This window comes from Streptomyces sp. HUAS 31, assembly GCF_028198125.1.
GTDB lineage: Bacteria > Actinomycetota > Actinomycetes > Streptomycetales > Streptomycetaceae > Streptomyces > Streptomyces chartreusis.
Genome location: NZ_CP116353.1, coordinates 4,657,025 through 4,681,055 on the forward strand (window position 1 = coordinate 4,657,025; position 24,031 = coordinate 4,681,055).

17 protein-coding genes, 1 tRNA gene, 1 other RNA gene and 1 pseudogene are annotated in these 24,031 nt (G+C 71.0%); 6 read left to right on the plus strand and 14 right to left on the minus strand.

Annotated features, from left to right (window positions below; genetic code table 11):
- Positions 1–44 precede the first annotated feature (44 nt).
- The 6 genes from PGH47_RS20600 to ffs all read right to left on the minus strand — a co-directional run bounded on the left by PGH47_RS20600 (position 45) and on the right by ffs (position 9,345).
- On the minus strand, positions 45–944 hold the full coding sequence (locus tag PGH47_RS20600; RefSeq protein ID WP_271664657.1) for a phosphoribosylaminoimidazolesuccinocarboxamide synthase: 900 nt from the start codon (positions 942–944) through the stop codon (positions 45–47).
- Between the two features lie 83 nt (positions 945–1,027).
- Entirely contained in the window at positions 1,028–2,518 is a 1,491-nt protein-coding gene (locus tag PGH47_RS20605; protein WP_125526541.1) for a N,N-dimethylformamidase beta subunit family domain-containing protein, read from the minus strand.
- Between the two features lie 321 nt (positions 2,519–2,839).
- Complete coding sequence (locus PGH47_RS20610) at positions 2,840–4,978, minus strand: hypothetical protein (RefSeq protein WP_271664658.1); 2,139 nt, start codon at positions 4,976–4,978, stop codon at positions 2,840–2,842.
- A 407-nt stretch (positions 4,979–5,385) separates the two neighbouring features.
- A complete protein-coding gene (gene purD, locus PGH47_RS20615; protein ID WP_271664659.1) occupies positions 5,386–6,636 on the minus strand; it encodes a phosphoribosylamine--glycine ligase in 1,251 nt (416 codons plus the stop codon).
- A gap of 231 nt (positions 6,637–6,867) precedes the next feature.
- Positions 6,868–9,135, minus strand: a complete 2,268-nt coding sequence (locus PGH47_RS20620) for a DNA polymerase III subunit gamma and tau (protein WP_271664660.1) — start codon at positions 9,133–9,135, stop codon at positions 6,868–6,870.
- Positions 9,136–9,248: 113 nt separating this feature from the next.
- Positions 9,249–9,345, minus strand: an RNA gene (ffs, locus tag PGH47_RS20625) — signal recognition particle sRNA small type.
- 73 nt (positions 9,346–9,418) lie between these two features.
- On the opposite strand from ffs, the gene PGH47_RS20630 reads away from it, so the two are divergent.
- A tRNA-Ser gene (locus PGH47_RS20630) sits at positions 9,419–9,506 on the plus strand.
- Between the two features lie 79 nt (positions 9,507–9,585).
- Here the strand turns inward: PGH47_RS20630 and PGH47_RS43270 are convergent.
- Positions 9,586–10,643 (minus strand): annotated as a pseudogene (locus PGH47_RS43270) (tyrosine-type recombinase/integrase); the annotation flags it as partial.
- A gap of 412 nt (positions 10,644–11,055) precedes the next feature.
- Here PGH47_RS43270 and PGH47_RS20645 point away from each other — a divergent pair.
- Positions 11,056–11,748 (plus strand): hypothetical protein, encoded by a 693-nt coding sequence (locus tag PGH47_RS20645; protein ID WP_271664662.1) that lies wholly within the window; start codon positions 11,056–11,058, stop codon positions 11,746–11,748.
- 505 nt (positions 11,749–12,253) lie between these two features.
- Here the strand turns inward: PGH47_RS20645 and PGH47_RS20650 are convergent.
- The 4 genes from PGH47_RS20650 to PGH47_RS20665 all read right to left on the minus strand — a co-directional run bounded on the left by PGH47_RS20650 (position 12,254) and on the right by PGH47_RS20665 (position 17,175).
- Positions 12,254–13,468 (minus strand): phospholipase D-like domain-containing protein, encoded by a 1,215-nt coding sequence (locus PGH47_RS20650; RefSeq protein WP_376057276.1) that lies wholly within the window; start codon positions 13,466–13,468, stop codon positions 12,254–12,256.
- A gap of 109 nt (positions 13,469–13,577) precedes the next feature.
- On the minus strand, positions 13,578–14,678 hold the full coding sequence (locus PGH47_RS20655) for a cobalamin B12-binding domain-containing protein (protein ID WP_271664663.1): 1,101 nt from the start codon (positions 14,676–14,678) through the stop codon (positions 13,578–13,580).
- Positions 14,675–16,294 carry a PP2C family protein-serine/threonine phosphatase gene (locus PGH47_RS20660; RefSeq protein ID WP_271664664.1) on the minus strand — a complete coding sequence of 540 codons (1,620 nt, stop codon included), beginning with the start codon at positions 16,292–16,294 and terminating at the stop codon, positions 14,675–14,677. The genes PGH47_RS20655 and PGH47_RS20660 overlap by 4 nt, the downstream gene beginning before the upstream one ends.
- A gap of 194 nt (positions 16,295–16,488) precedes the next feature.
- A complete protein-coding gene (locus PGH47_RS20665; RefSeq protein ID WP_271664665.1) occupies positions 16,489–17,175 on the minus strand; it encodes a DUF2848 domain-containing protein in 687 nt (228 codons plus the stop codon).
- A gap of 141 nt (positions 17,176–17,316) precedes the next feature.
- Between PGH47_RS20665 and PGH47_RS20670 the strand changes: the two genes are divergently transcribed.
- From PGH47_RS20670 to PGH47_RS20680, 3 genes are read left to right on the plus strand one after another with little or no spacing between them, the layout of a single operon-like run.
- Complete coding sequence (locus tag PGH47_RS20670) at positions 17,317–18,684, plus strand: MFS transporter (protein WP_271664666.1); 1,368 nt, start codon at positions 17,317–17,319, stop codon at positions 18,682–18,684.
- A 13-nt stretch (positions 18,685–18,697) separates the two neighbouring features.
- Positions 18,698–19,495, plus strand: a complete 798-nt coding sequence (locus tag PGH47_RS20675; protein WP_271664667.1) for a carbon-nitrogen hydrolase family protein — start codon at positions 18,698–18,700, stop codon at positions 19,493–19,495.
- On the plus strand, positions 19,492–19,836 hold the full coding sequence (locus tag PGH47_RS20680; protein WP_271664668.1) for a cupin domain-containing protein: 345 nt from the start codon (positions 19,492–19,494) through the stop codon (positions 19,834–19,836). Before PGH47_RS20675 ends, PGH47_RS20680 begins: the two co-directional genes overlap by 4 nt.
- Here the strand turns inward: PGH47_RS20680 and PGH47_RS20685 are convergent.
- Positions 19,833–20,459, minus strand: a complete 627-nt coding sequence (locus PGH47_RS20685) for a GntR family transcriptional regulator (RefSeq protein ID WP_271664669.1) — start codon at positions 20,457–20,459, stop codon at positions 19,833–19,835. The two genes, PGH47_RS20680 and PGH47_RS20685, sit on opposite strands and share 4 nt — an antisense overlap.
- 144 nt (positions 20,460–20,603) lie before the next feature.
- Between PGH47_RS20685 and PGH47_RS20690 the strand changes: the two genes are divergently transcribed.
- Complete coding sequence (locus PGH47_RS20690; RefSeq protein WP_030948552.1) at positions 20,604–20,825, plus strand: hypothetical protein; 222 nt, start codon at positions 20,604–20,606, stop codon at positions 20,823–20,825.
- A 327-nt stretch (positions 20,826–21,152) separates the two neighbouring features.
- Here PGH47_RS20690 and PGH47_RS20695 read toward each other — a convergent pair whose 3' ends face one another.
- Together PGH47_RS20695 and PGH47_RS20700 are read right to left on the minus strand one after the other, a co-directional pair.
- Positions 21,153–22,520 (minus strand): phosphatase PAP2 family protein, encoded by a 1,368-nt coding sequence (locus tag PGH47_RS20695; protein ID WP_376050913.1) that lies wholly within the window; start codon positions 22,518–22,520, stop codon positions 21,153–21,155.
- Positions 22,521–22,645: 125 nt separating this feature from the next.
- The gene (locus PGH47_RS20700) at positions 22,646–23,947 is read right to left on the minus strand and encodes a TerD family protein (protein ID WP_271664671.1); all 1,302 of its coding nucleotides are present in this window, start codon (positions 23,945–23,947) and stop codon (positions 22,646–22,648) included.
- Positions 23,948–24,031 lie beyond the last annotated feature (84 nt).

Consider the following 24,031-nt stretch of genomic DNA (forward strand, 5'->3'; position numbering starts at 1 on the left):
TTTGTCATGGGCCCTTGTGTCGTCAGGGGCCCTTGTGTCGTGGGTCAGCTCCAGCTCGTGCCGGTCAGCCGCTCGTACGCCTCGACGTACTTCGCGCGGGTCGCGTCCACGACCTCCTGCGGGAGCGGCGGCGGGGGCTGCTCGCTCTTGCGGTCCCAGCCGGAGGCCGGCGAGGTCAGCCAGTCACGGACGAACTGCTTGTCGTACGACGGCTGCGCGCGCCCCGGCTGCCACTGGTCGGCCGGCCAGAAGCGGGAGGAGTCAGGCGTGAGCACCTCGTCGGCGAGGACCAGCGTCTGCCCCTCGAAGCCGAACTCGAACTTGGTGTCGGCGAGGATGATGCCGCGCTCGCGGGCGATGTCCCGGCCCCGGGAGTAGACGGCGAGGGTCGCCTGGCGCAGCCGGGCCGCGGTGTCGGCGCCGACCTGGCGGGCGACCTCCTCGTAGGAGACGTTCTCGTCGTGCTCGCCGACGGCGGCCTTGGTGGCCGGGGTGAAGATCGGGGCGGGCAGCTCGCTGCCGTCGACCAGGCCCTCGGGCAGCGCGAGGCCGCAGACGGTGCGGGACGCGTCGTACTCGGCGAGGCCCGAGCCGGTGAGGTAGCCGCGGGCCACGGCCTCGACCGGGACCATCTGCAGCGACTTGCACACCAGGGTGCGGCCCGCCCAGTCGGCGGGGGCGCCGGCCGGCACGTCGGTGCTCAGCACATGGTTGGGGACCAGGTCGGCGAGCTGGTCGAACCACCACAGCGAGAGCTGCGTGAGGACGCGGCCCTTCTCGGGGATCTCGGTCGGCAGCACCCAGTCATAAGCGGACATGCGGTCGCTGGCGACCATCACGAGGTCGCCGGCCTCGTTCTGGTACAGGTCCCGCACCTTGCCGGTGTGCAGGTGCACCAGGCCCGGAACCTCGATCGGCTCGGGCTTTTCTACGAATCCGGACACGGTTCCTCCCCGTGGTTCTGTCCAACAGGGTTGATTGTCCCGTATCGGGCGCTGACCTTGGACTTGGGGTGTGCTGGGTGAGCTCAGTCACGCTTGCAGATGCGGTCCAGGAGGTTCGCGGTGGCGCGCTGGACGCGGGCGTCGACGTGGCCCGGGCGGTCCAGCGCCGGGGACCAGGCGAAGGTCCCGGAGGAGAAGACCAGGGCTCCGGAGGGGGCGCGGTACAGGGATGTCTCCTGGTGGCGGAGGGTGCCCTCACGGTCCGTGTAGGGGGAGTGGGCGAGCAGGATGCGCTCCTCGTGATCGGGCAGCGGGGCGCGCGGGAAGTAGCGGTCGGCCTCGCCGGCGACCAGGCCGTCGATCCCGTCGCCCTCGTGGGCGCCGGTGGCCTCCCACAGCCAGTGGTCGGCGTTGCGGACGATCAGGGGCTGGGGTTCGGGGACCTGGCCCGCGTACTGGATGCCGATCACTTCCTGCTCGGGGCGGTCGATCTCCCGCCACAGGACCGGGCGGCCGGGGCCCCTGCGCTTGCGGCAGGTGAGCAGGCGGTCCGGGACGCCGGACGGGGAGGAGGCCAACTCGACCTGCCAGTACATGGTGTTGGCGGAGAGGAAGACGAGGGAGGTGCCGTTCTCGCGGGCGAGCTCCACGGTGCGGCGCATGTTCGACGACCAGTACTCGTCGTGGCCGGGGAAGACGAGGCCGCGGTAGCGGGTGGGGTCGACGTGGCCGGCGTGCAGGTCGCGGGCGTCGGCGTAGGCGATGTCGTAGCCGTAGCGCTCGGCCCAGCGGATGAAGTCGTAGGCGTGGCCCACGTGCAGGGGCAGGCCCGCGCCCGCGTACGGGCGGTCGAAGGAGACGGTGGTGGCGGCGTCGGCCTCGCCGAGCAGCCGGCCCTCCTCGTCCCAGGCGTGGTAGAGGCTGGCGCCGGTGCGGCCGTCCTCGGGGTAGAGGTTGTAAGCCTGCCAGGTCACGTCGGGCAGCAGCAGGAGCAGGTCCGCGGGGTGGTTGTCGCGGACGGTGAAGGGGATGTGGGAGCGGTAGCCGTCGACGGTGGTCAGGACGGCGACGTACGCGCCGATGCTCCAGTACGAGGGGATCTGGAGCCGCCAGGACAGCCACCAGTGGTGGCAGGAGACCGTGCGGTCGGCGGTGAGCGGCGCGGGCTGGACGATGCCGGACAGCCGGGGGCTGGTGGTGATCTTGGCCGCGCCGTCGCCGCCGTAGTGGCCGATGCGGTAGATGTCGACGGCGAACTCCTGCGGCGGGTCCACGGTGATGTGGAAGTCGACCGCCTCGCCGGGCGCGACCGCGCCGGTGGAGATGAAGCCCTTGATCTGCCGGTGCACGTCGTCCGCGGAGCGCGGGCCGGCGCTTCGGGGGGCCGGGACCCGGGGGGCGTCCGACGTCGGCGGGTGCGCCTGACCGTCGACGTACCAGGGGACGACCTGGCCGGTGTCGTCGAAGTATGTGACGTTTCCGCGCAGCCAGGGGACGGGGCCCTGGCCGAAGGGGTCCGTCACGGCGTGCGCGAGTGCTCCCGACTCCCAGCGGCGGATCTGCTCCGACCCCATGGCCGTACCCCTCCCTCGTTCCCCCGTGGTGGTGCATCGAGCGTCGTGTGGTGTGTGGTGTGCGAGTGGGTCTGCGGTGCCCGGTGTGGTGCTCGTTGCTTGGGGTTTCGGTCGTACGGCGTGGGCTTTTGTACGGCTGTCGTATGTCGTAAGCCCTTGCCATATGCGCTATCGGTCCCAGCACATCACATTGCGCACGCATCCTGTCACTATTCGTTGCGAATTGGCCGAAAGTGGAACCGGGGGCTCCGGCCGCGTATGGCGTCCACAACCGTCTGGCCTGGGTTTGTACGGCCCGTCCGGCCCGACCGGGTGCGGTCGTCAGACCAGGCGCACGGGCTTCTCCGGGCGTATCCCCGACTCCACGAGCCAGGCGCGCAGGGGGCCCGGGTCGCCTTCCTCGATGAGGCTGAGGACGCGGGGGGTGAGATCGGCGGCCCGTGCGCCGTTGATCAGGAGGGTGGGGCCGTCCAGCCAGTCCAGGCCCGGGGTCGCGCCCGCGGTGTCCATCGCGGCGCAGCAGACCATCGCCGTGACGTGGTCGGTGAGCAACTCGCGTGAGGTGCGGGGCGGTTGGAGCGGGAAGAGGGGGAGCGCGCCCATGTCCAGAAGGGTGGTGTCCGGGGCAGGGGACGTCGCGGGCTCCGCGGGGGTCGCTGCCTCTTCCCGGGCTATTTCCGCGGTCAGCCCGGCGGCGAGGGCGGAACTGCGCTCGGTTTCCGGGTCGTCGGCGCCGGGGTGGTCGTCGGCCATGGCGGCGTAGGGGGGTTTGGGGGTTTTAGGGGGTTTGCGAGGATTGATGGCTGTGGGGGGCTTGGGCTGCTGTGGGGCGGGGGGTGGTTCAGGGGCCCGTTGCGCTGCTGTCGCCTCTTGCACTGCTGGGGGCTCTTGCGCTGCTGAGGGCTCGGGCGTCTCGTGCGATTCCGGGGGCCTGGGCGCGTCGTGCGCTTCTCCGGGCTCGGGCGTCTCGTGCGGTTCCCGGAGCCTGGGCGCCTCGTGCCGGTTGAGGGGCTCGGGGGTCGCGTGCGTGTTGAGGCCCTCGGGAGTCGCGTGCGTGTCGAGGGGCTCGGGGGTCGCGTGCCCGTTAAAGGGCTCGGGCGTCTCGTGCGTGCTGAGGGGCTCGGGCGTCTCGTGCGTGTTGAGGGGCCCGGGAGTCTCCGGGGTCGACAGGTGGTCCAGGACGCGGGCCAGGGTCGGGCCTTCGGTCTCCGGGGAGGTGTCACGGGTGGTGCGGCGGACGCCGAGGGCGTCGAGGACGCGGTGGAGGCGGGCCGCGTCGGTGCGCCACTTGCGGTCGACGACCTCCTCCGGATACGCCTGCCAGTCCACCGGGGACCAGTCCGGGCCGGCCTCGGCGGGGCCGCCGTGGAAGAGCCGGGCCGCGAGGAGCGAGGTGGCCTCGTCGATCAGGCCGGGCTCTTCGAGCAGGTCACAGGCGGGGCGCTCACCCAGCCGGGAGGCGAAGCCCTCGGCCAGCCGGTCCCGGCGGGACAGCTCGGTCAGCGCGGCGACCACGCCCGCGTCCAGCCGCGAGGGCCAGCGGCCCATCCGCCAGGCGGGCAGCGCGACCCGCGTGAGCAGCCGGTCCCAGCCCGCGTACGCCAGCCCGACCTGTTCCTGGGCGACGATCCGCAGTCCGTAATCCACAGCCTGTGCACGCTCGGCGGCCGCCGAGGCCACGCCCCGCTCCATCTCGGTGGCATGGTCCCGGCAACTGCGCAGCAGCATCCGTGCGACCCAGCCGATCCCCGCGCACACCGCCCGCGATCCCGGGCAGCGCCCGCGGGTCGAGGCGACGGCAACGGCCGCGTCCAGCCCCCGGACGAAGCGCCGGGCCTGGGCTATGTCCGGGTGCGCCGAGGGTCCCGTACCGGCGACGACCGGGGCGAGGACCGCGCGCAGTTCACCGACGCGCATCCACCACAGGAACGGGGAGCCGATGACGAGGACGGGCGCTGCGGGCGTACGACGATGGTGGCCGTGCGCACTTCCGCCGTGCAGGCCGTTGAGCCCGTCGTCCTCGCGGCTCTCGGCCGGGGGCGGGCCGTGCGCCTGGTGCGTGCGGTCCTCCAGCCAGCTGTCGCAGTCCGGGGTGAGCGCTATGGCGGACGGGGCGGGGACGTCGAGTCGGTCGGCGAGGTCGCGCACCAGCCGGTAGAGGTCCGGGGCCTGTTCCTCGGCGATCGGGACCGTGGGAGTTACGGCGGGGCGGGCGCGGGCGACGACCAGCGCGATGACCGCGGCGGCGATCAGGACGAGGACGGCGAACGGGGTGAGCACCCAGCGGGCGGCGTGCCAGCCCGGGCCGACCAGATGGCCGGTCGACGGGCCGGCGAGCAGCACCACGGCGAACGCCGCGGGGAGCAGGGCGACGGCCAGCGCGCGGCTGCGGATGCGCAGCACCGCGAGGGCCCGGGCGCGCGCGGCCTGCGCACCCGCCTCCACACCCATACCGGTCACGGCCGGACCTCACCCCCTCCGCGGTGTCCTGGCTGTCCGTACTGTCCTGGCTTTGCTCACTCCCCCACTGTGGCACCCGCCACTGACATCGCAATGCCGGTGGGCCAAGTGCCGGAACGCTTGCGCCGCACCCTAGTTGGGGCGTCGACCCACGTCAGCCGGATGGGGCATCGGTCACTCGATGGAATGGCTTTGGGGAGAGGTGGATGACGGACAGCGAGGATCAGGCCCCTGATCCTGAACAAAGTCCAGTCGCCGGGTTTTCCGGCTTCCGGCTTCCGGCTTCCGGCTTCCGGCTTCCGGCTTCCGGCTTCCGGCTTCCGGCTTCCGGCTTCCGGCTTCGAAAAGGGTCAGGCCCCGGTTCCTGAGACGGAATCGGGGCCTGTCCGGTTTATCGGGAGTGCGAGTTATTCGCCGGCTGCCTTCGCCGCGATGTCCGTGCGGTGCTGGGAGCCGTCGAGCTTGATGCGGGCGACCGCCCTGTACGCGCGGTCGCGGGCCTTGGTGAGGTCCTTGCCCGTCGCCGTCACCGACAGGACGCGGCCGCCAGCGCTGACGATCGCGCCGCCGTCCTGCTTGGTGCCGGCGTGCAGGACGTAGGCGTGCGGGGCGTCCTCGGCGGCCACCTCGTCGAGGCCGGTGATCGGGTCGCCGGTGCGCGGGGTGCCGGGGTAGTTGTGCGAGGCGACGACGACGGTGACCGCGGCCTCCTCGCTCCAGCGCAGGGGCTCCAGGTCGGCCAGATCGCCGTTGGCGGCGGCCAGCAGGACACCGGCCAGCGGGGTCTTCAGACGGGCCAGGACGACCTGCGTCTCCGGGTCGCCGAAGCGGGCGTTGAACTCGATGACCCGTACGCCCCGCGAGGTGATCGCGAGACCGGCGTAGAGCAGGCCGGAGAACGGGGTGCCGCGGCGGCGCATCTCGTCGACGGTCGGCTGGAGGACCGTCTCCATGACCTCCCCGACGAGCTTCGGGTCGGCCCAGGGGAGCGGGGAGTACGCGCCCATGCCGCCGGTGTTGGGGCCCTCGTCGCCGTCGAGCGCGCGCTTGAAGTCCTGGGCGGGCTGGAGCGGGAGGACCGTCTCGCCGTCGGTGATGGCGAAGAGGGAGACCTCGGGGCCGTCGAGGAACTCCTCGATGACGACGCGCTCGCAGGCGTTGGCGTGCGTCCTGGCCGCCTCGATGTCGGCGGTGACGACGACGCCCTTGCCCGCGGCGAGGCCGTCGTCCTTGACCACGTACGGGGCGCCGAAGGCGTCGAGGGCCTCGTCGACCTCGGCGGGCGTGGTGCACACGTAGGAGCGGGCTGTCGGGACGCCGGCTCCCGCCATCACGTCCTTCGCGAACGCCTTGGAGCCCTCGAGCTGCGCGGCCTCCCCGGAGGGACCGAAGACCGGGATGCCCGCCTCGCGCACGGCGTCGGCGACGCCGGCCACGAGGGGTGCCTCCGGGCCCACGACCACGAGGTCGGCGCCGAGGCGCTCGGCGAGCGCGGTCACGGCCGCGCCGTCCAGGGCGTCGACCTGGTGCAGCTCGGCGACCTCGGCGATGCCGGCGTTGCCGGGGGCGCAGTGCAGCGCGGTGACGTCGGGATCGAGGGACAGGGAACGGCACAGGGCGTGTTCGCGGGCACCGCTGCCGATGACGAGGACCTTCACGGGGGTCAGCCTAACGGGGTTCTTGTGCGGGCATCTGAAGGGGCCGTTCTGGCTGGGCTGGACGTTCCTCCAAGAGCCGACGGAACCTACCTCGCCGTGCCCCTGGGGGCTGCCGCCCCCAGACCTCCGCTTCGGCCCTGAACGGGCCTCGTCCTCAAACGCCGGACGGGCTGAAGAATGCGGGCCGGCGCCTCAAGAAGGAGGCCCCTGCGGCGAGGCGTCCTGCGCTCCCTACTCGTTCATGAACTCCTCGACCACCGTCGCTCCCAGCTCCCGCATGATCAGGTCGTGGCCCGACATCGCCGACTCGTTGAGGTCGGGGTCGTCGTCCTCGGGGATGTCGTCCTCGGGGGCGACCGGGGGTGGCGGCTCGGGAGCGGATGGTCTGGGCTGCTGGGGAGCCGGAGCCGCAGAGGATGCCGAAGGGGCCGGCGGCGGGGTGGGTGCCGAGGGGGTCGGCTGGGGGGCGGGCGGACGCTGGGCGGTCGTACCGCCGCCGTAGCCGCCGCTGTTGCCGCCACCGCCGTAGCCGCCGGGGCCGCCCGACGGCGGGGGAGTCGAGCCGCCGCCCGACGGGTCGATGATCGCCTCGATCTTCCACTGGACGCTGAACTGCTCGGCCAGTGCCTGCCGCAGTACTTCCTCGCTGCCGCTGCTCGCGAAGTTGTCGCGGGCTCCGGCGTTGACGAAGCCGAGTTGGAGGGTGGTGCCGTCGAAGCCGGCCACCTGGGCGTTCTGGCTGAGCAGGATCCAGGTGAAGCGGCGGCGGTTCTTGACCGCCTCCAGGATGTTCGGCCAGAGCATGCGGGGGTCGAGGCCGCCGCTGGGCGGGGCGTAGGCGGGTGCCGCGCCCGCGGCCGGGGCGGGTGCGGATGCCGCCGGCGGTGGGGTGGGCGCGGGGGTGCTGCCGGGTCCGGCCGGGGGCGTGGTCGGCTGGGCGCCACCGCCCGCCGGGGCCGCCGTGGGCCAGCCGCCGGGGCGTCGACCGCCGCCCGCGGGCGCGGCGGTGGGCCAGGCGCCGGGGGCGGGGGCGGAGGGGGGCGTCTGAGGGGGCTCCGCGGCCGGGGCCTGGGCCGGGGCAGGTGTGGGGGGCTGCGGGGCCGAGGGCTGAGCCGGGGGTGGAGCCTGTTCCGCCATGGGTGCGGGCTGTTGCCCCGCCGGGGTCGGGGCCGGGGTGGAGGGGCCCGTGGCTCGTACGGCCGCTCGGGCCGCGGCAGGGCCGCCGCCGGGGGGAACCGGCGGGGCCTGGGGAACGGCGGCGGGGGCCACGGCCGGTGCTCCGTGTGCGTCGGGGGCGGGGGCATAGCCCATCGCGGGGGTGCCGCCGCCTCCGGAGAAGTTCACGCCCCGCTCCAGGCGGTCGAGGCGGGCCATGACCGAGCGCTCGTCGCCGTAGGCGGCCGGCAGGAGCACGCGCGCGCAGATCAGTTCCAGCTGGAGGCGGGGCGAGGTGGCGCCCCGCATCTCCGTCAGCCCCTCGTTGACGAGGTCGGCGGCGCGGCTCAGTTCGGCGGCGCCGAAGGTGCCCGCCTGGGCCTGCATGCGCTCCAGGACGTCGGCGGGGGCGTCGAACAGGCCCTTCTCCACGGCGTCCGGAACGGCGGACAGGATCACCAGGTCCCGCAGCCGCTCCAGCAGGTCGGCGACGAAGCGGCGGGGGTCGTTGCCGCCTTCGATGATCCGGTCCACGACCTCGAAGGCCGCGGCGCCGTCACCGGTCACGAAGGCCTCCACGACCGAGTCGAGGAGCGAGCCGTCGGTGTAGCCGAGCAGGGAGGTGGCCATGGCATACGTCACACCCTCCTCCCCCGCTCCGGCGAGCAGCTGGTCCATGACGGACATGGAGTCACGCACCGAGCCGGCGCCCGCGCGCACGACGAGCGGCAGGACGCCTTCCTCGACGGCCATCTTCTCCCGGCCGCACACCTCGCCCAGGTACTCGCGCAGGGTGCCCGGCGGGACGAGCCGGAAGGGGTAGTGGTGGGTCCGCGACCGGATGGTCCCGATGACCTTCTCGGGCTCGGTGGTGGCGAAGATGAACTTCAGATGCTCCGGCGGCTCCTCGACGACCTTCAGCAGCGCGTTGAAGCCGGCCGACGTGACCATGTGGGCCTCGTCGATGATGTAGATCTTGTAGCGGCTGCTCGCGGGGCCGAAGAAGGCCTTCTCGCGCAGCTCACGGGCGTCGTCCACGCCACCGTGGGAGGCGGCGTCGATCTCGATGACGTCGATGGACCCCGGTCCGTTGCGAGCGAGGTCGCGGCAGGACTGGCACTCCCCGCAGGGGGTCGGCGTGGGGCCCTGCTCGCAGTTCAGACACCGCGCGAGAATGCGCGCGCTGGTCGTCTTGCCGCATCCGCGCGGACCGCTGAACAGGTACGCGTGATTGACCCGGTTGTTCCGCAGCGCCTGCTGCAACGGGTCGGTGACATGCTCCTGCCCGATGACCTCGGCGAACGACTCCGGGCGATAGCGGCGGTACAGCGCGAGAGACGACACGCATACGAGGTTATAGGCGCCCACTGACAACGCGGACCGCTCGGTTGCGGGGGCTTGCTCACGCCCGCGACGGCGGGATCCGGGCCGGGCCCGGCCCGGCGGGGCCCCGGGTACGAGAAGACCCCCCACGCACCCGCCAGAGCCAACCTACCCTTGCTGCCTTCCGGCCCTGGGGGAGTTCAGTCAGATAGCGCCGCGTGAGGGGCTGAGGCCCAGCGTACCTGATCGCCGGGGGGCCGAACGAGTTCGCTAGCACCCTCCAGCGTCATGTAATGTTTCCGGCGGAGGATTCGCCTAGAGGCCTAGGGCGCACGCTTGGAAAGCGTGTTGGGGGCAACCCCTCACGAGTTCGAATCTCGTATCCTCCGCCAGTGCCTCACCGGGCACGATGTCGAAGGGCCCCACCGTTCGCGGTGGGGCCCTTCGACGTTGTCCGTCTCAGTTTCCGTCTCAGTTCGTCTTCGGCGGCTCCCAGAGAGCGTCACCGACTTGCTGGGCGACTTTCCGCAGCAGCGTTCCAGTGACATGCATGTAGCGGGCGCGCATGCGGGCCGCTCCCCCGGGCTCCCAACCCATGATCGCGTCGACCACGACGTCCGGGACGCCGAGGATCAGAAGAACGGTCGCGGCGGTGTGGCGAGCGTCATGGAGACGGCCGTCTCGTACGCCCGCGTCCCGCAGCAGTCGCTTCCAGACGTGGAAGTCTGTGTTCGGGCTGAGGGGGCCGCCGGTCGGGGAGGCGAAGACGTATCCCTTGTGCTCCCAGTCGGTGCCGGCCTCGATTCGGTCCTTCTCCTGCTGCTCCTGGTGTTGGCGGAGGCGGTTGATCAGCGGGTCGGGCAGCCCGATCGTGCGACGCCCGGCGCGAGACTTGGTGGACTTGTGCTCTCGGCGGGTCTGCTGCTTCTGGGGGCAGTAGCCGGCTTTCGGGCCGCACGGGTTGTCTCCACAGCCGTGGGCGTACTTGGGACGGAGACGGTTCTTGCGGATGCGCACATATCCCGCGTCCAGGTCGACGTCTTCCCAGTGCAGCCCGAGTGCCTCCCCTGGCGGAGACCGAGCGCCAGGGCGACGACCCACCGAGCGCTGTTGCGGAGCTTGGCGGCCTCGACGAGCAGGCTTTGAACCTCCTCGATCGTGAACGGCTCGATGTCCTCTTCTTCGAGTCGCGGAGCCTTGGCGATCTCGGCCACGTTGGTGGCGACGTGGCCACGCCGCTTGGCCTCGCCGAGGGCGACGCGGATCGTCCGATGAGCGTGGTGGGCGGTGCCGGCGGAGTTCCCGGTCTCCTGCATCATCCGGTAGAAGCGCTCCAAGTGCTCGGGCTCCAGCTTGTCGAGCTTGTGAGCGCCCAGGCCGGGCACGAGATGCACGCGTACGTCGACCTCGTAGCCGTCGTACGTGTTCTCCGAGACGTACGGCTTGGCGATGTTCTCGACCCAGTGCCCAAGCCAGGCTTGGACGGTCCAGCTCTGGCCCGGTTTCCAGAGCTTCTTTTTTTCTCGTCTCGGGCCCGCTCCATTTCGCGGACGGCCCTGGTACGACCGAAAAAAATAACGTGCCAGGGTGTCCTGCCCAACCGAATCTTGAGCGCCCACTGTCGAAGTTTGACCGCGAGTTCAGCGGGCCCGTCCGAGGTGGCCGCCGAGAACGCCGTCGGCGAGTACTAGATGTCGATGGACTATTTGAGCGCATCGTCTCGCCGCCTTAGACGCCCATCCCAATGGAGAGTCGCAGAGTAGATTTCACCAGCTCGGGCAGGTTGCTGTGTCGGGCACCGATGTCTGCCCGTTCGGGTCCTAGCGTTGCCACATGACACAAGAGGATCCCGCACAAGCTCCCTCAGGGGCTTCGCGTCGCGCTCGTCTCCGTGCAAAGGCCAAGCGGTGGTGGCAGCGTCAGTCGACTGGCGTCAAAGGCGTGGTCTTCTCTGTGATCGGCGGTATCACCGTATTCGCCGTGACCGAGTGGCTAGGGCCAGCCACGGTTCACCTCTTTCAGCGCATCTTCGGCGAAGAACAACACGGACTAAGCATCGACGTCGAAGCACCTGTCGCGGCCGGGTTGAGCGGATGGGTTTTCGCAGGAAAGGCCTATGGCGAGCTTATGCCTCCGCCGACTAAGGTAGAACGCGAGAATCTGAACTCATGGGCGAAGGAGAACGGAGGCACAGCAGTTTCACAGAGCCTTTCGTTTGTCCTTCGCGGAAGGTCCGATAAAACCGTGGACGTCAAGCAGTTCGAGCCAGAAGTGATCTGCCGCGACAGTGTCGCAGGAGTGCACGTCTATGACGTCTACCACGTGTCCGTTATCCCTGGTAGTTCGACAACCCTGGAGGCTGATGCGAACCCCCCTGAAATTGTTTTTACAGACGACAATGGAAATCCGGTAAAATCCCCTAAATATCAAGTAGCGGAAGATGACAAGGAGGAAATCAGCCTCTCCGTAATTGCTACCTCGCACCGATGCATGTGGAGTGTCATTGTGCATTGGAGCATGGATGGCCAGCGACACGAGACGAGGGTCCCCGAAAAGGGCCGGTACGTAGTCACAGGCACCAATGCGGCTACCCAGCACCGGACAACCGACGGAGAGGTGATCCCAGACTACTAACGCTCATCGGCGTATTCGACACCCCGCTGGGTCTTCTCGGCTACGTGCGCCGCGCAAGGGCCTTGCCGCACGTGTAGAAGAGATCTGTGCGGAGGAGACGGGTGCCTGGGCTCAACGCCTCCCCCATCCCGCCATCCCGGGAACGAACCAGTAGCGACCGCGCCGAACTAGCCGACTTACTCCTGGTCGGTTCGGTCTGCTGCAGAGCGGCACGATCGAGAGGGTCAGCCCGTCTCAGTTTCCATCTCATTCAGCCCCGTTCACGGCCGTTCAGGCGAGACCCGAGGCTGTCCTCGTACCGGTGGGCCAGCCACCCATGAACGCAGGTGCACGTCCCTGCACGCACCAAAGCACCCCAGCAACACAGTTGGAAAGCGTGTCGGGGACAACCCTCACGAGTTCGTCGTATCCCCCGCCGGCCGCCCAGAGGGTCGGACCGCGAAAGTGGTCCGGCCCTCTGGCGTTCCCGCCTTGAAACGGGCCCGGATCAGCTGTTTCCAGCGGGTCAGAGGTAGCGGCGAATGGGCCTGACCGCGGCCTCGCGGGCGCGTTGGAGCGGGGAGCGTTTCTTCCAGCGGCCGGACCGCATGCGTTCGCTGGCGGCGACGTCCGTGTCGAAATGGGCGTCGATCGTGGCCGTGAAGTCGTGGTCCAGGACGGCGAGCATGACTTCCTCGTCGTGGTCGAGGGAGCGCCGGTTGAAGTTGGTCGAGCCGACGAGGGCCGCCGTGCGGTCCACGGTGATGACCTTCGCGTGCATCATGGTCGGCTGGTACTGGTAGATCTTCACCCCGCAGCCGAGCAGGTCCTCGTAGAAGCGCTGTCCGGCCAGTTGGCAGACCCGCTTGTCGGTGTGCGGTCCGGGCAGCAAGATCTCCACCTCCACCCCGCGGCGGGCGGCGGCGCACAGCAATTCGATGAAGTGGGCGTCCGGGGAGAAATAGGCCGTGGCCAGACGGAGCCGCTCCTCGGCGGACTCGATGATCACCCGGATCAGGGTCTGCATGTCCTGCCAGCCGAAGCTGGCCGAACCGCGCACCACCTGCACCACCGCGTCGCCCTGCGGGCTGTGCAGGGTGAACCGGTCCCGGTCGTCGAAGAGTTCGTCGTGGCACTCCGCCCAGTTCTGCGCGAAGGCGGCCGCGATGCCGTCCACGGCGGGTCCGCGCACCTCGACGTGGGTGTCCCGCCACTCCTGTGGATTGCGGGCGTCGCCGCACCACTCCTCGGCGATGCCCACACCACCGGTGAACGCCACCTGCTCGTCCACGACGAGGACCTTGCGGTGGCAGCGGTGGTTCTGCTTGAGCAGCGACAGGTAGAGCGGTTTGCGGAACCAGGCCACCTGCACGCCCGCCCGCCCCATCTCCACCAGCAGGTCCTTGTCGATCAGCCGGCTGCCGAAGCCGTCCAGCAGCAGCCGTACCCGGATCCCCGCCCGGGCCCGGTCCGCCAGCGCGTGCGCGAATTCGCGGGCGATGGCGCCCTTCCAGTACACGAACGTCATCATGTCCACCGTGTGCTCGGCGGAGCGGATGGCGTCGAGCATCGCGGGGAAGATCTCGTCACCGTTGCGCAGGGCCACGAGCGCGTTGCCCTCGGTGGCCGCGATGCCGATGAGGCGCTCCAGCCTGCGTCGTATGCGCACGGCACGCTCGGCGGGGGTTCTGCCGCGGTCCAGGTGATCCGCGGGCTCCGCCATGTCCTGAGTGGTGGTCATCCTGTCCTCCCCCTCGGCCCCCTCGGCCGACCCTCGCGATCGTCGGGTCCGGGCCGACAGAGCGCCGTTTACCCCGTTCCTCGCCGCACACGCTCCGGGGCCTCGGGAGTCAGGCGAGCGTCTCGCGTGCGGCGGCGATGATGGCGCGGGCGCGGGGGAAGTCGCGGAGTTGTTCCGCCAGCAGGTCCAGGGCCGGCAGCAGCGAGCGGGCCGGGACACCGCGGGCGGTCAGGATCTCGCCGGTCCAGGTGAGGAAGTGGGTGAAGAGGTCCTCGTCGTCCACGTACAGGGCCGCGGCCAGGAACTCCACGATGTGGGCGAGGTCCTCGGCGGTGCGTTCACGCTGATCGTCGTCATAGCCGCGCATGGCGGGGAAGCGCTGTTCCAGGCCCTGGAGGGTCTCGCGGACCAGGGTGCGGGAGGTCCGGGTGACCAGGGTGAATTCCTGGTCGGACAGATGCGGCAGATCGTCGATGGCCTGGTGGGGTGCCCTCGGCCGGGGCAGGGGGCCGGCGGCGAGCCGGTCGGCGGCGGCGCGGGCCTCGGGCGCCCAGGCGTCGGCACCCAGTTGACGGGCCCAGCGGCCGTCGGCGCCGAACGCGAGGCCGCCGACCATCACCGGCGTACCGACCGCCTGGACGGCGGTGATCGCTGCGTGCGCCATCGGCAGGCGGGTGGACAGGGCGGCGGACAGGCACACCGTGTCCGCCCCGGTGCGATGGACATGGCTGACCAGGTGGGCGGTGGGCACCTGGGCGCCGAGGTAGCCGACCTGCCAGCCGCGCAGCCGCAGCGTCTCGGCGAGCAGGCGAGCGGGCAGCGCGTGCCATTCCTTGTCCACGCAGGCGACCGTCACCCGGCCGAGGAACGTCGCGGGGCGGTCGGCGGACAGGGCGGCGATGACGCGGTCGTTGATGGCGGTGGCGGCGTGCTCCTCGACGACGCTCATGCGGTTGGCGGCCCACTCGGCGCCCACCCTGTGCTGGACCGCGCCGATGACCTCCAGCAGCACCGTCTCCGCGTCCAGTCCGGCCGCCAGGGCGTCGCCGATGACGTCGAGTGCGCCGTGCTCGTCGGCCGCCCGGACGCTGGTCCAGAGCTTGTCCGCCCAGGCCACGGCCCGCTCGTCGTGCCGTTCCGAGGCGAGCCGGGAGCCGATGTGGTGCCGCGCGGGCTCCTCGTCGCGGTGCGGGGCGGAGGTGGTCGTCATGCGGTACGTCTGCCCGGAGTCGCCCCGTCCACAGCACTGACGGGAGCGGCACCGTTGGGTGCGGTGATGGCGAGGACGGCGATGTCGTCGTGCCGGCCGTCGCCGATCCATGCGTCGGCCAGCATCTGGATCCGTTCGACGACGGCCTCGGCGGGCATGCCGGCGCACTCGGCGAACGCCCGCTTCAGGCGCCGCTCCCCGAACATGGCGTCCCCCAGCGGCCCTCCCTTCGCCTCGGTGACGCCGTCGGTGTACAGCAGGCAGGTCTCCCCCGGCGCGAGCCGGACCTCGGCGGAGCGGGAGTCGATCGTCGGCAGCGCGCCGATCAGGGTGCCGGCGGTGTCGGCCTCCTCCACGGTGCCGTCCCGGCGCACGATCAGCGGTGGCGGGTGGCCGGCGGCGGTGACCCGCAGCACCACGTCACGCCCCTCCCGGTGGGTCGAGGCGAGCACGAGCGTGGCGAAGCGGATGGTGCCGCTGCCCAGCAGGGCGTTGTTCAGCAACCGCAGCAGCCTGGCGTGGTCGTCGGCCATCGGCAGCAGGGCCTGCACCGTGTTGCGGATCTTGCCCGTGATCACGGCGGCCTCCAGGCCCTTGCCTGCCACGTCGCCCAGGACGGCGAGGGTCTCGGGGCAGTCCTCGCTCGGCGGGTGGACGTCGTAGAAGTCCCCGCCGATGCGGTCGGTGTCGACGCTGGCCCGGTAGCCGCCGGCGAACGCCACCCCCTCGACCTGACGCAGCGACGGCGGCAGGAGGTCCCTCATGAGGATGTCGGTGATGGTGTTCTGCTCGGCATAGAGCCATGCGGCCGACATCGCCGCGCCGGCCCGGGCGGCGAAGAGTCCGGCGAAGGCCTCCTCCGACTCGCTGAAACGCCGCTGCCGCTCCCGGCGCAGCAGCACCAGCGCGCCGGCCGCGACTCCGTGACCCGGCAGGGGTGTGACGACCAGCGAACCGACCTCGCCGAACCCTTCGGGGATCAGCCAGTCGGACGCGGCGGCGGGGTCGATCCACCGCGAGGGCACCGGGGGGAAGCCGCGCAGCGCCTCGGCCAGTCCTGGCACCGCCTCGGCCTGGGCGGGGATCGTGGTCCGCGTGATGCGGCCCTCGTGGTCGCACATGACCGCCGGCAGTTTCCCGGACCTGGTGGGGGAGATGACCAGGGCGGCGTCGGCCAGATGCTCGGCGGCCAGACTCGCGGTGATCTCCATGCAGCGGTCGAGGTTCAGCGACGCGAGCAGGGCCGTCGAGGCTTCGGTGAGGAACCTCGCCCGCTCGCGTTCGGCCTTCAGCTCCTCCGTGGCCGCCCGGTAGGCGGTCTCCTCCACGAGCCACCACGCCGTGTCCCCGCCGGGGAGCAGGGACGGGTGCGCGGAGAAGGAGCGGCTGCCCACCGTGCCGGTGGCCGGCACGGCGTCCGGAGCACGCTGTACGGCGGCGAGCCACTCCGGGGACGGCAGGGGCTGCTCGGTGCGGGCGTCGGGGAGAAGCGTCAGGGCCGCTTCATTGAGTTCCACCACCCGCCCGGCAGGATCCACGACCACCACCGGGTAAGGGGCGGTGGCGGCGGTCACCACGCTTGTGGCGCCGGGGCGGGCGTCATCCAGTGAAGTCATGAACGGGGGCCCGGTGCTCGGGCCCTCCACTTCACACGACGAAAGGTTGTCATCGGGCAAACATCCCTCACGTGTGTGCCGCTCTGCAACCGCCCGCCGCCCTGCCTCCGTTCGAGTGCACAGTTTCTTCACGGAAACGACCGGGCCGAACGACCGGGGCCGCTCGGCGGCGCACCTCCCCGCCCGCCCCCACCTCAGCCGATGGCCGCCGGCATGGACCGCACGTCGTACCCGAGGCGGATCGTGTCCCCGGTGGCGGGGTCGGACAGCTCCACGCTCCAGCCGTCGCCGAACTGGTCGACGCCCGGCGTCATCGGGATCGTGCCGGAGATCAGGACCGTGCCGGGTGTGAGCGCGTCTCGTGAGCGCAGGACGTCGATCCAGTAGGCGGGGGCGAGGAGCTCGGCGAGGGTGCCGTGCTGGATCTCCGTCGAGGTGTCGCCGTGGGTGACCCAGGCGCGCAGGGTGAGTGCGTCGAGGCGGGACTCCACGTCGGCGAGGCGCCAGGCGCGGCGGGCGAGGACGTCGGGGCCGGCGTTCTTGCTCCAGGCCACGCCGTGCACCTCCAGGTCACGGTCGGTGTGGTCGCAGGCGGCGGTCAACAGGAGTTCGCCGCCGTCCGCCACGACGAGCGCCCACTCGGCCTCGCCTGAGGTGTGCCCGTGCTGGGCGTGGACCCGGTCGGTCTGCTGGGCGAGGTAGGGGGAGACGGGATACAGGGCAGGCGTCACGGACGGGCCGGGGACGCCCAGCTCGGCGAGTTCCGCGACGTGCGCGGCGACGTCCTCCTGGCTGCGTCCGGCGTACCCGGCGTTGAGTACCTGGACGACGTCGACCTGGCGCGTCGATCCGTCGGGCAGTTCGAAGGTCAGCACGGCCATGTGGGCACTCCAAGGGGTCGGGTCCGCAGAGCGGGTCCGCGGTCAAAGTTCTCACGCAGAGGGCTTGCGCATACGACCTGTATACAAGAAGTATGCCGGAAGGTCGATGTCCCCCGACGTCCCCGAGCAAGGATGGGAACCATGTCCGACACCCCGAAGGACGACGTGAACGCGTCCGATCGGCACTCCGGCGTCCGCCGGGCCTTCGTCGCGAGCCTGACCGGCACGGCGCTGGAGTGGTACGACTTCGCCGTCTACTCCGCGGCCGCGGCCCTGGTCTTCGGCGACCTGTTCTTCCCCTCGGAGGACCCGCTCACCGGCACGCTCCTGGCGTTCTCCACCTACGCGGTCGGCTATGTGTCGCGCCCCCTCGGCGGGTTCGTCTTCGGTCGCCTCGGTGATGTGATCGGCCGCAAGAAGGTGCTGATCGCCACGCTGGTCCTCATCGGCGCGGCGACGTTCCTGATCGGCGTCCTGCCCGCGTACTCGACGGCAGGCGTGGCCGCCCCGATCGCCCTGGTCGTGCTGCGCTTCGCGCAGGGCGTCGGCGTCGGCGGCGAGTGGGGCGGTGCCGTACTGCTGTCCAGCGAGTTCGGGGATCCACGGCGCCGCGGCTTCTACGCCTCCGCCGCGCAGGTCGGCCCGCCGGCCGGAAACCTGCTGGCCAACGGCGTGCTGGCCGCCCTCGGCGCGCTGCTGACCGAGGCGCAGTTCGAGTCGTGGGGCTGGCGCGTGGCGTTCCTGTTCTCCGGCGTGCTCGTCGCGTTCGGGCTGTGGATCCGGGCGAAGCTGGAGGAGACCCCGGTCTTCAAGGCGATGGAGGCCGAGCGCTCCCGGCCCGAGGCGCCGATCCGCGAGGTGTTCACCACCCAGCCCCGCGCCCTGGCGGCCTCGATCCTGTGCCGGGTCGGCCCCGACGTGCTGTACGCCATGTTCACCGTCTTCGTCCTGACGTACGCCACCGAGGAACTCGGCATGTCACGCGGTTCCGCCCTCGCGGCCGTGCTCATCGGCTCCTCGATCCAGGTCTTCCTCATGCCGCTGGCCGGCGCACTGTCCGACCGGGTCAACCGCCGGCTGCTGTACGGCGGTGCCGCGGTGGCCGCAGGTGTGTGGCCCTTCGTGTTCTTCCCGATGGTCGGCGGCGGCACCTGGCTGCCCCTCGCCACCGGAGTCGTCGTGGGCCTGGTGATCCACTGCTGCCTGTACGGCCCGCAGGCCGCCTTCATCACCGAACAGTTCGAGCCCCGGCTGCGCTCCACCGGTTCGTCCCTGGCCTACACCCTGGCCGGCATCATCGGCGGCGCCATCGCCCCGCTGCTGTTCACCAGCCTGCTGAGCGCCTACGGCAGTTGGGCGCCGCTGGCCGTGTACATCGCCCTCGCCTCGGCCGTCTCCCTCGTCGGCGTCTGGCTGGGGCGCGACCCCGAGGCCGCGGTCGACGAGGACGCCGCCCTCGCCGCCCCGAAGGCGCCGCACACCGCGGACGCCGCCCCCACCCGCTTCTGAGGAGGACCGCAACGTGCGAATCGCCCTGAGCCAGCTCACCACCGGACCCGACCCCGGGAAGAACCTCCTGCTCGTCGAGGAATGGACACGGCGCGCGGCGGACGCCGGAGCCCGCGTCGTCGTCTTCCCGGAGGCGTCGATGGCCTGCTTCGGCACGCCACTGGCACCGCTCGCCGAGCCCCTCGACGGACCGTGGGCCGACGGCGTGCGGCGGATCGCCCGCGACGCAGGCACCGTCGTCGTGGCCGGCATGTTCACCCCGGCCGCCGGGGGGCGGGTGGCCAACACCCTGCTCGCCACCGGGCCCGGGGTCGAGGCGTCGTACGACAAGATCCATCTGTACGACGCCTTCGGCTTCCGCGAGTCCGACACCGTCGCCGCGGGTTCGGCCCCGACGGTCATCGAGGTGGACGGCGTACGGCTGGGCCTGGCCACCTGCTACGACGTCCGTTTCCCGGAGCTGTTCCGGGCACATGCCGACGCCGGCGCCGTGGCCACGCTGCTGGCCGCCTCCTGGGGCGCGGGGCCGGGCAAGCCTGAGCAGTGGGAGCTGCTGGTGCGGGCCCGCGCACTGGACGCCACGGTGTGGCTCGCCGCCGTCGACCAGGCCGACCCCGGCGCGGGCGGCGGCCCGGGTTCCGCCCCGACGGGCATCGGGCACAGCCTCGTCGCCGGACCCGACGGGACCGTGCGGCACGCTCTGGGCGCCGAGCCCGAGCTGCTGGTGGCGGACCTGGACACCGACGAGGTCGCCGCCGTACGGCAGCGGACCTCCGTGCTGGCCAACAGGCGCCCCGAGGTGTGGCGATGAGCAAGCCCGAGCTGGAGTTCCACCTCCCCGACGAACCTTGGCGGACCCCGGCCGGCGCAGGGCCCGGCGTCGAGGAGCGGGTCCTGGCCGAGGATCCCGAGAGCGGATCCCGTACCGCGCTGGTGCGCTGGGCGCCGGGCACCGACACCTCCGCGGACGGGGTGAGCCGCCACGCCTTCTGGGAGGAGGTCTACCTCGTCGAGGGAGCGATGCACGACCTGACGCTCGAGAAGACCTTCGTCGCCGGGATGTACGCATGCCGCCCGCCCGGGATGCCGCACGGCCCCTGGTCGTCCCGGGACGGCGTCACCATGCTGGTGATCACCTATGCCGCGCGCTAACCGGCGAGCAGCACCTTGAGCGTCGACTCCAGGTGGTGGTCGATGGCGGCCCACGCGGCCTGCGCGTCACCGGCCTCCAGTGCGTCCAGGATGGCCTCGTGCTCCTCCAGCACCGCTTCCTGGCGTCCCTGCTGGTTGAAGAGAGCGACCACTCCGGCACGGACCTGGCGGCTGCGCAGGCCCTCGTAGTGCCGGTCGAGGAGGGCGTTGCCGACGGCGGACACCAGCACGGCGTGGAAGCGGTGGTCCACGGCGATGAACTCCCGCGCCTGGTCGGCGCGGGTGAGCCCGCGCTGGCGCTCCAGCAGCGACCGCAGCTCGGCCACCGGCGCTCCGCCACCGGCCACGAGCTGCTGGGCGGCGTACCGCTCGACGATGCCCCGCAGCTCCATGAGCTCGCGGATCTCCCGTCCCGTCAGCGCGGACACCCGGGCGCCCCGCTTGGGCACCAGCTCGACCAGGTCCTCGGCGGCGAGCTGGAGCAGCGCCTCTCGGACGGGAGTGCGGGAGACGCCGATACGGTCCGCGAGCTCCTGCTCCGAGAGGAAGGCGCCCTGCATCCCCGGATCAGTCAGCACCGTGTCCTTGAGATAGGCGTACGCCTTCTCGCGACCGGACGTCATCGCAACCCCCAGTTTTCGTATACACCTTGTATACGAAGGTTATCAGCTCGCAAAATCCCAGGTCAGTGGCGTGACCTGGTTGTTACCTGATGATCTGTGCCGACAGCCACAGCAACTCGGCCGAACCTGGGCTCATACTGAGCCATGACAAAGCCTGCGGCACCGAAGCGTCACCTTCCCACGAGCCCCTTCAAGGCCCCGGTCACACCGGCTCCCAAACACTTCGCGGTGGGCGATCAGGTCACACATGACGTGTACGGCCTCGGCCGCGTGATCGGCATCGAGGACGGAATCGCGGCTCTCGTGGATTTCGGCTCGGCGCAGAGGCGGATGCTGAGCCCGTACGCCAAGATGACCAAGTTGTAGGACCACCGTGCCCGATCAGGGCATGCCAGGTCCCGTCCGGGACCTGTACCGAAAGAGAGACCTCTCATCGAACCGACTTCGCTGTTCTCCGCCGTGGAGGGGCAACCCCGCCGTTCCGTCGCGGCATCGCCGCCTCCGGCCACAAACCCCTTCCAGGCCCCGGACTTCGGGGTGGACGAGACTTTCCTGCCCGAGGAAGTAGAGGAGCCCGCCCCGGGCCCGCGCTCGGCGCGACCCAGGGCCGCCTAGCTCCACGAGCGACGGCAGCATCGCCGACCGACCTCGGGCCAGAGGGCCGGACCGCAAGAGCGGTCCGGCCCTCTGGCGTCAGACCAGTTCGGGCTGCGGTTTCGGCTGTGGGGTGAGGGTGGGCCTCGGGTCCCACTGCGTTGTCGTGCGGATGAAGGCCGCGATGACCGACGTCATCGCCAGGATGAGGAGGGGGCCGGCGAGCCAGGGGTGGTCGGCCATCTGGGTCGGCAGGTAGCGGTAGGACGTCAGCAGGGCCGCGAAGACCACGGTGCCGTGGGTGACCAGGCGGGTCGCCTGGCGGTCCCAGCCGCGGGCCTGGGCGCGCAGGGCCGCCTCGATGGTGAGGGTGAAGACGACGCCGGCGACCAGGTCGACGCCGTAGTGGTAGCCGAAGCCCAGGGTGGCGCCGATGGTGGCGAGCAGCCAGAAGGTGCCGGCGAAGCGCAGGAACCGCGGGCCCGTGCGGGTGTGGACGAAGATCGCGGTCGCCCAGGCCGTGTGCAGGCTGGGCATGCAGTTGCGGGGGGTGATCCCGTCGAACGGCATCGCCTGCGGGGTGATCAGCGGAGGTGCCGTCTCCGGCCACAGGTTGACCGCCGCCCACTGGCCGCCGTCGGCGCCGTAGGCGAAGATCGGGCCGACGACCGGGAAGATCATGTAGATCGCCGGGCCGAGGAGGCCGATCGTCAGGAAGGTGCGCACCAGGTGGTGGCGCGGGAAGCGGCGCTCGGTGGCCACGTTGCGGAGCTGGTACAGGGCGGCGCACACCGCGGCCACCGCCAGCTGGACGTACACCCAGTCCAGGACGTGGGAGCCGACCGGGCCGGTGGCCCGCACGAGCCGGCCGACCAGCCAGGACGGGTTGCCGAGCGCGTGGTCGGCGGTCGCCACGTACTGGTCGAGCACCGTGTAGCGGGTCTTCGACGTGATCAGCAGCCAGGTGTCGCCGGTCTTGCGGCCGGCCACCAGCAGCAGGGCGAGGCCCACGCCCTTCAGCAGCAGGATTCGCTCCCGGCCGGTGCGGCGGGTGACGGCGAGGACGGCGCAGCCCAGGACGACCAGCAGCGCGCCGTTGCCGAAGGGGTGCCCGTCGGGGACTCTGACACCGGTTCCGGAGATCCAGCGCACGAGCACGATGACGAGGTCGATGCCTATCGCGGTGCCGGCCGCGATGAGGCGCTCGCGCCAGGTGAGGACCACCATCATCAATGCCATGCCCGCATAGAGCAGAAAGCCTGATTTGGGCGGGAATATCACCTCTCGCATTTGATTGGTGATCGGTCCCGGTACGCCGTAGCGTCGCGCGGCGATCTCCAGCGCGATGAGGAATCCGAGGCCCACCAGGGCCGCCGTGCCCCACAGCACCACCCGCGGCCGGAGCCACGTGGCGGACGTAGTCCTGGGTCTTATTCGCGAGAGCACCCGCGACGCTATAGATATCAATTGATTTGGCCGTTTTGTCGGATAGGTGAGGATATTGAATCGTCAATCAGTTCGATCATGCTATCCGAGTTGCGCACGAGAGTTCCCCTGGTTACGGCAAGGAAAATTCGAGAACGGAATTCCGGTCAGCGCCTCTTGAATTCCACCGGGCCCGCGTTCATCTCGATGGTGCCGTCGGTGTGGAGGACCGGACGGCGTTCGGTCATGCGGGCGCTGTAGGCCTCGATGTGCTGGATGGCCGCGCCGTCGGGTGAGGTGAAGTCGACCAGGGCGATGGCCACCCAATACCGGGTCTTGGTGTTCTCGAAGAGGGGCACCGTGACGGTCGAGCCGCGGTCGTCGGTGACCACGACCTTCGCGCCGAAGCTGCGGAAGGAGCCGAAGCCGTTGCTGAGCGCGGAGTAGGCGCACAGCAGGACGTAGCCCTGCTCGTCGGGGCGCACGATCCGGAGCGTCTCGCGGCCGGGGACCCTGGAGTCGCCGTCGAGGTGGACGAACGGGCGATTCCTCAGGGAGCCCAGGCGCTTGTAGTAGACGACGTCGGCGCCCTTGCCCTTCTTCGCCGTGCCCTCGTCGGGCGCGGCGGCCGAGCCCTTCTTCCGGGTGCGCAGCGAACCGGGCGGCTGCTCGCCGCGCACCGCCTTGGACGCCGGCACGAACAGGGCGTAGAGGTCGAGGTCGGCGCCCTTCTTGCGGCGCTGGTCGCTGCCGCCGTCCCACTCCAGGGTCGCCGTGACCACCAGCTCGCGGTCCGCCTTGTCCAGGCTCATCGAGACCTGGCTGCCCTTGTCGAGGCTGATGGTGCCGAGCGGCGGCTTGCGCAGGCTCATCGGCGGCGCGGCGGTCACCGTCGGCGCCTGCGTCCCCGCCTCGGGTGCCTCCCGACGCTGCCCGGGTTCCTCGGCCGGCTCCTGGGCCACGTCGATGCCGAAGTCCGTCGCCAGCCCGGCCAGGCCGTTCGCGTACCCCTGGCCGATGGCCCGCAGCTTCCAGCCCTCGCCCCTGCGGTAGAGCTCCACCAGCACTACGGCGCGTTCGCCGTCGGTGAGGGCCGGCGGGCGGAAGTGGACGGGGTCGGCGCCCGGTCGGGAGGCGCGGATCAGTACGTCCTTCACCTCGCGGAAGGTGCGGCTCGCGTCGTCGGGGTCGCAGCTGCCGACCAGGACCACCCGGTCCACGTCGGCCGGCAGCGCGGCCGGGTCCACCTCGATGCGCTCGCCGCCCGCCGCGTCGGCGGCGACGTGCCGTACCGCGTCGGACTCGGCGGACGGCTGGTTGTAGAAGACCAGGTCGTCGTCGGACCGGACCTTGCCGTCCGCCGCCACCAGCAGGGCGCTGAGGTCGACCGTGCCGCCCACGGCGTGCAGTTCGGCGACCACGGGCCCGGGGCCCATCGCGATGTTCCCGCCCTTGCTCAGTTCCGGCATGCCGCCCACCCCTCGAAAAATCCCCCACCTCTTTCACGCCACCCTGTCACACCGGGCCCGGAACGAAAGGGTGTTCGCCTGCGA

Coding starts and splice junctions, on each gene's coding strand:
- PGH47_RS20605 (WP_125526541.1), bottom strand. CDS start 2,518: ATGGGGTCGGAGCAGATCCGCCGCTGGGAGTCGGGAGCACTCGCGCAC.
- PGH47_RS20650 (WP_376057276.1), bottom strand. CDS start 13,468: ATGACCACCACTCAGGACATGGCGGAGCCCGCGGATCACCTGGACCGC.
- PGH47_RS20655 (WP_271664663.1), bottom strand. CDS start 14,678: ATGACGACCACCTCCGCCCCGCACCGCGACGAGGAGCCCGCGCGGCAC.
- PGH47_RS20660 (WP_271664664.1), bottom strand. CDS start 16,294: ATGACTTCACTGGATGACGCCCGCCCCGGCGCCACAAGCGTGGTGACC.
- PGH47_RS20665 (WP_271664665.1), bottom strand. CDS start 17,175: ATGGCCGTGCTGACCTTCGAACTGCCCGACGGATCGACGCGCCAGGTC.
- PGH47_RS20670 (WP_271664666.1), top strand. CDS start 17,317: ATGTCCGACACCCCGAAGGACGACGTGAACGCGTCCGATCGGCACTCC.
- PGH47_RS20680 (WP_271664668.1), top strand. CDS start 19,492: ATGAGCAAGCCCGAGCTGGAGTTCCACCTCCCCGACGAACCTTGGCGG.
- PGH47_RS20685 (WP_271664669.1), bottom strand. CDS start 20,459: ATGACGTCCGGTCGCGAGAAGGCGTACGCCTATCTCAAGGACACGGTG.
- PGH47_RS20690 (WP_030948552.1), top strand. CDS start 20,604: ATGACAAAGCCTGCGGCACCGAAGCGTCACCTTCCCACGAGCCCCTTC.
- PGH47_RS20700 (WP_271664671.1), bottom strand. CDS start 23,947: ATGCCGGAACTGAGCAAGGGCGGGAACATCGCGATGGGCCCCGGGCCC.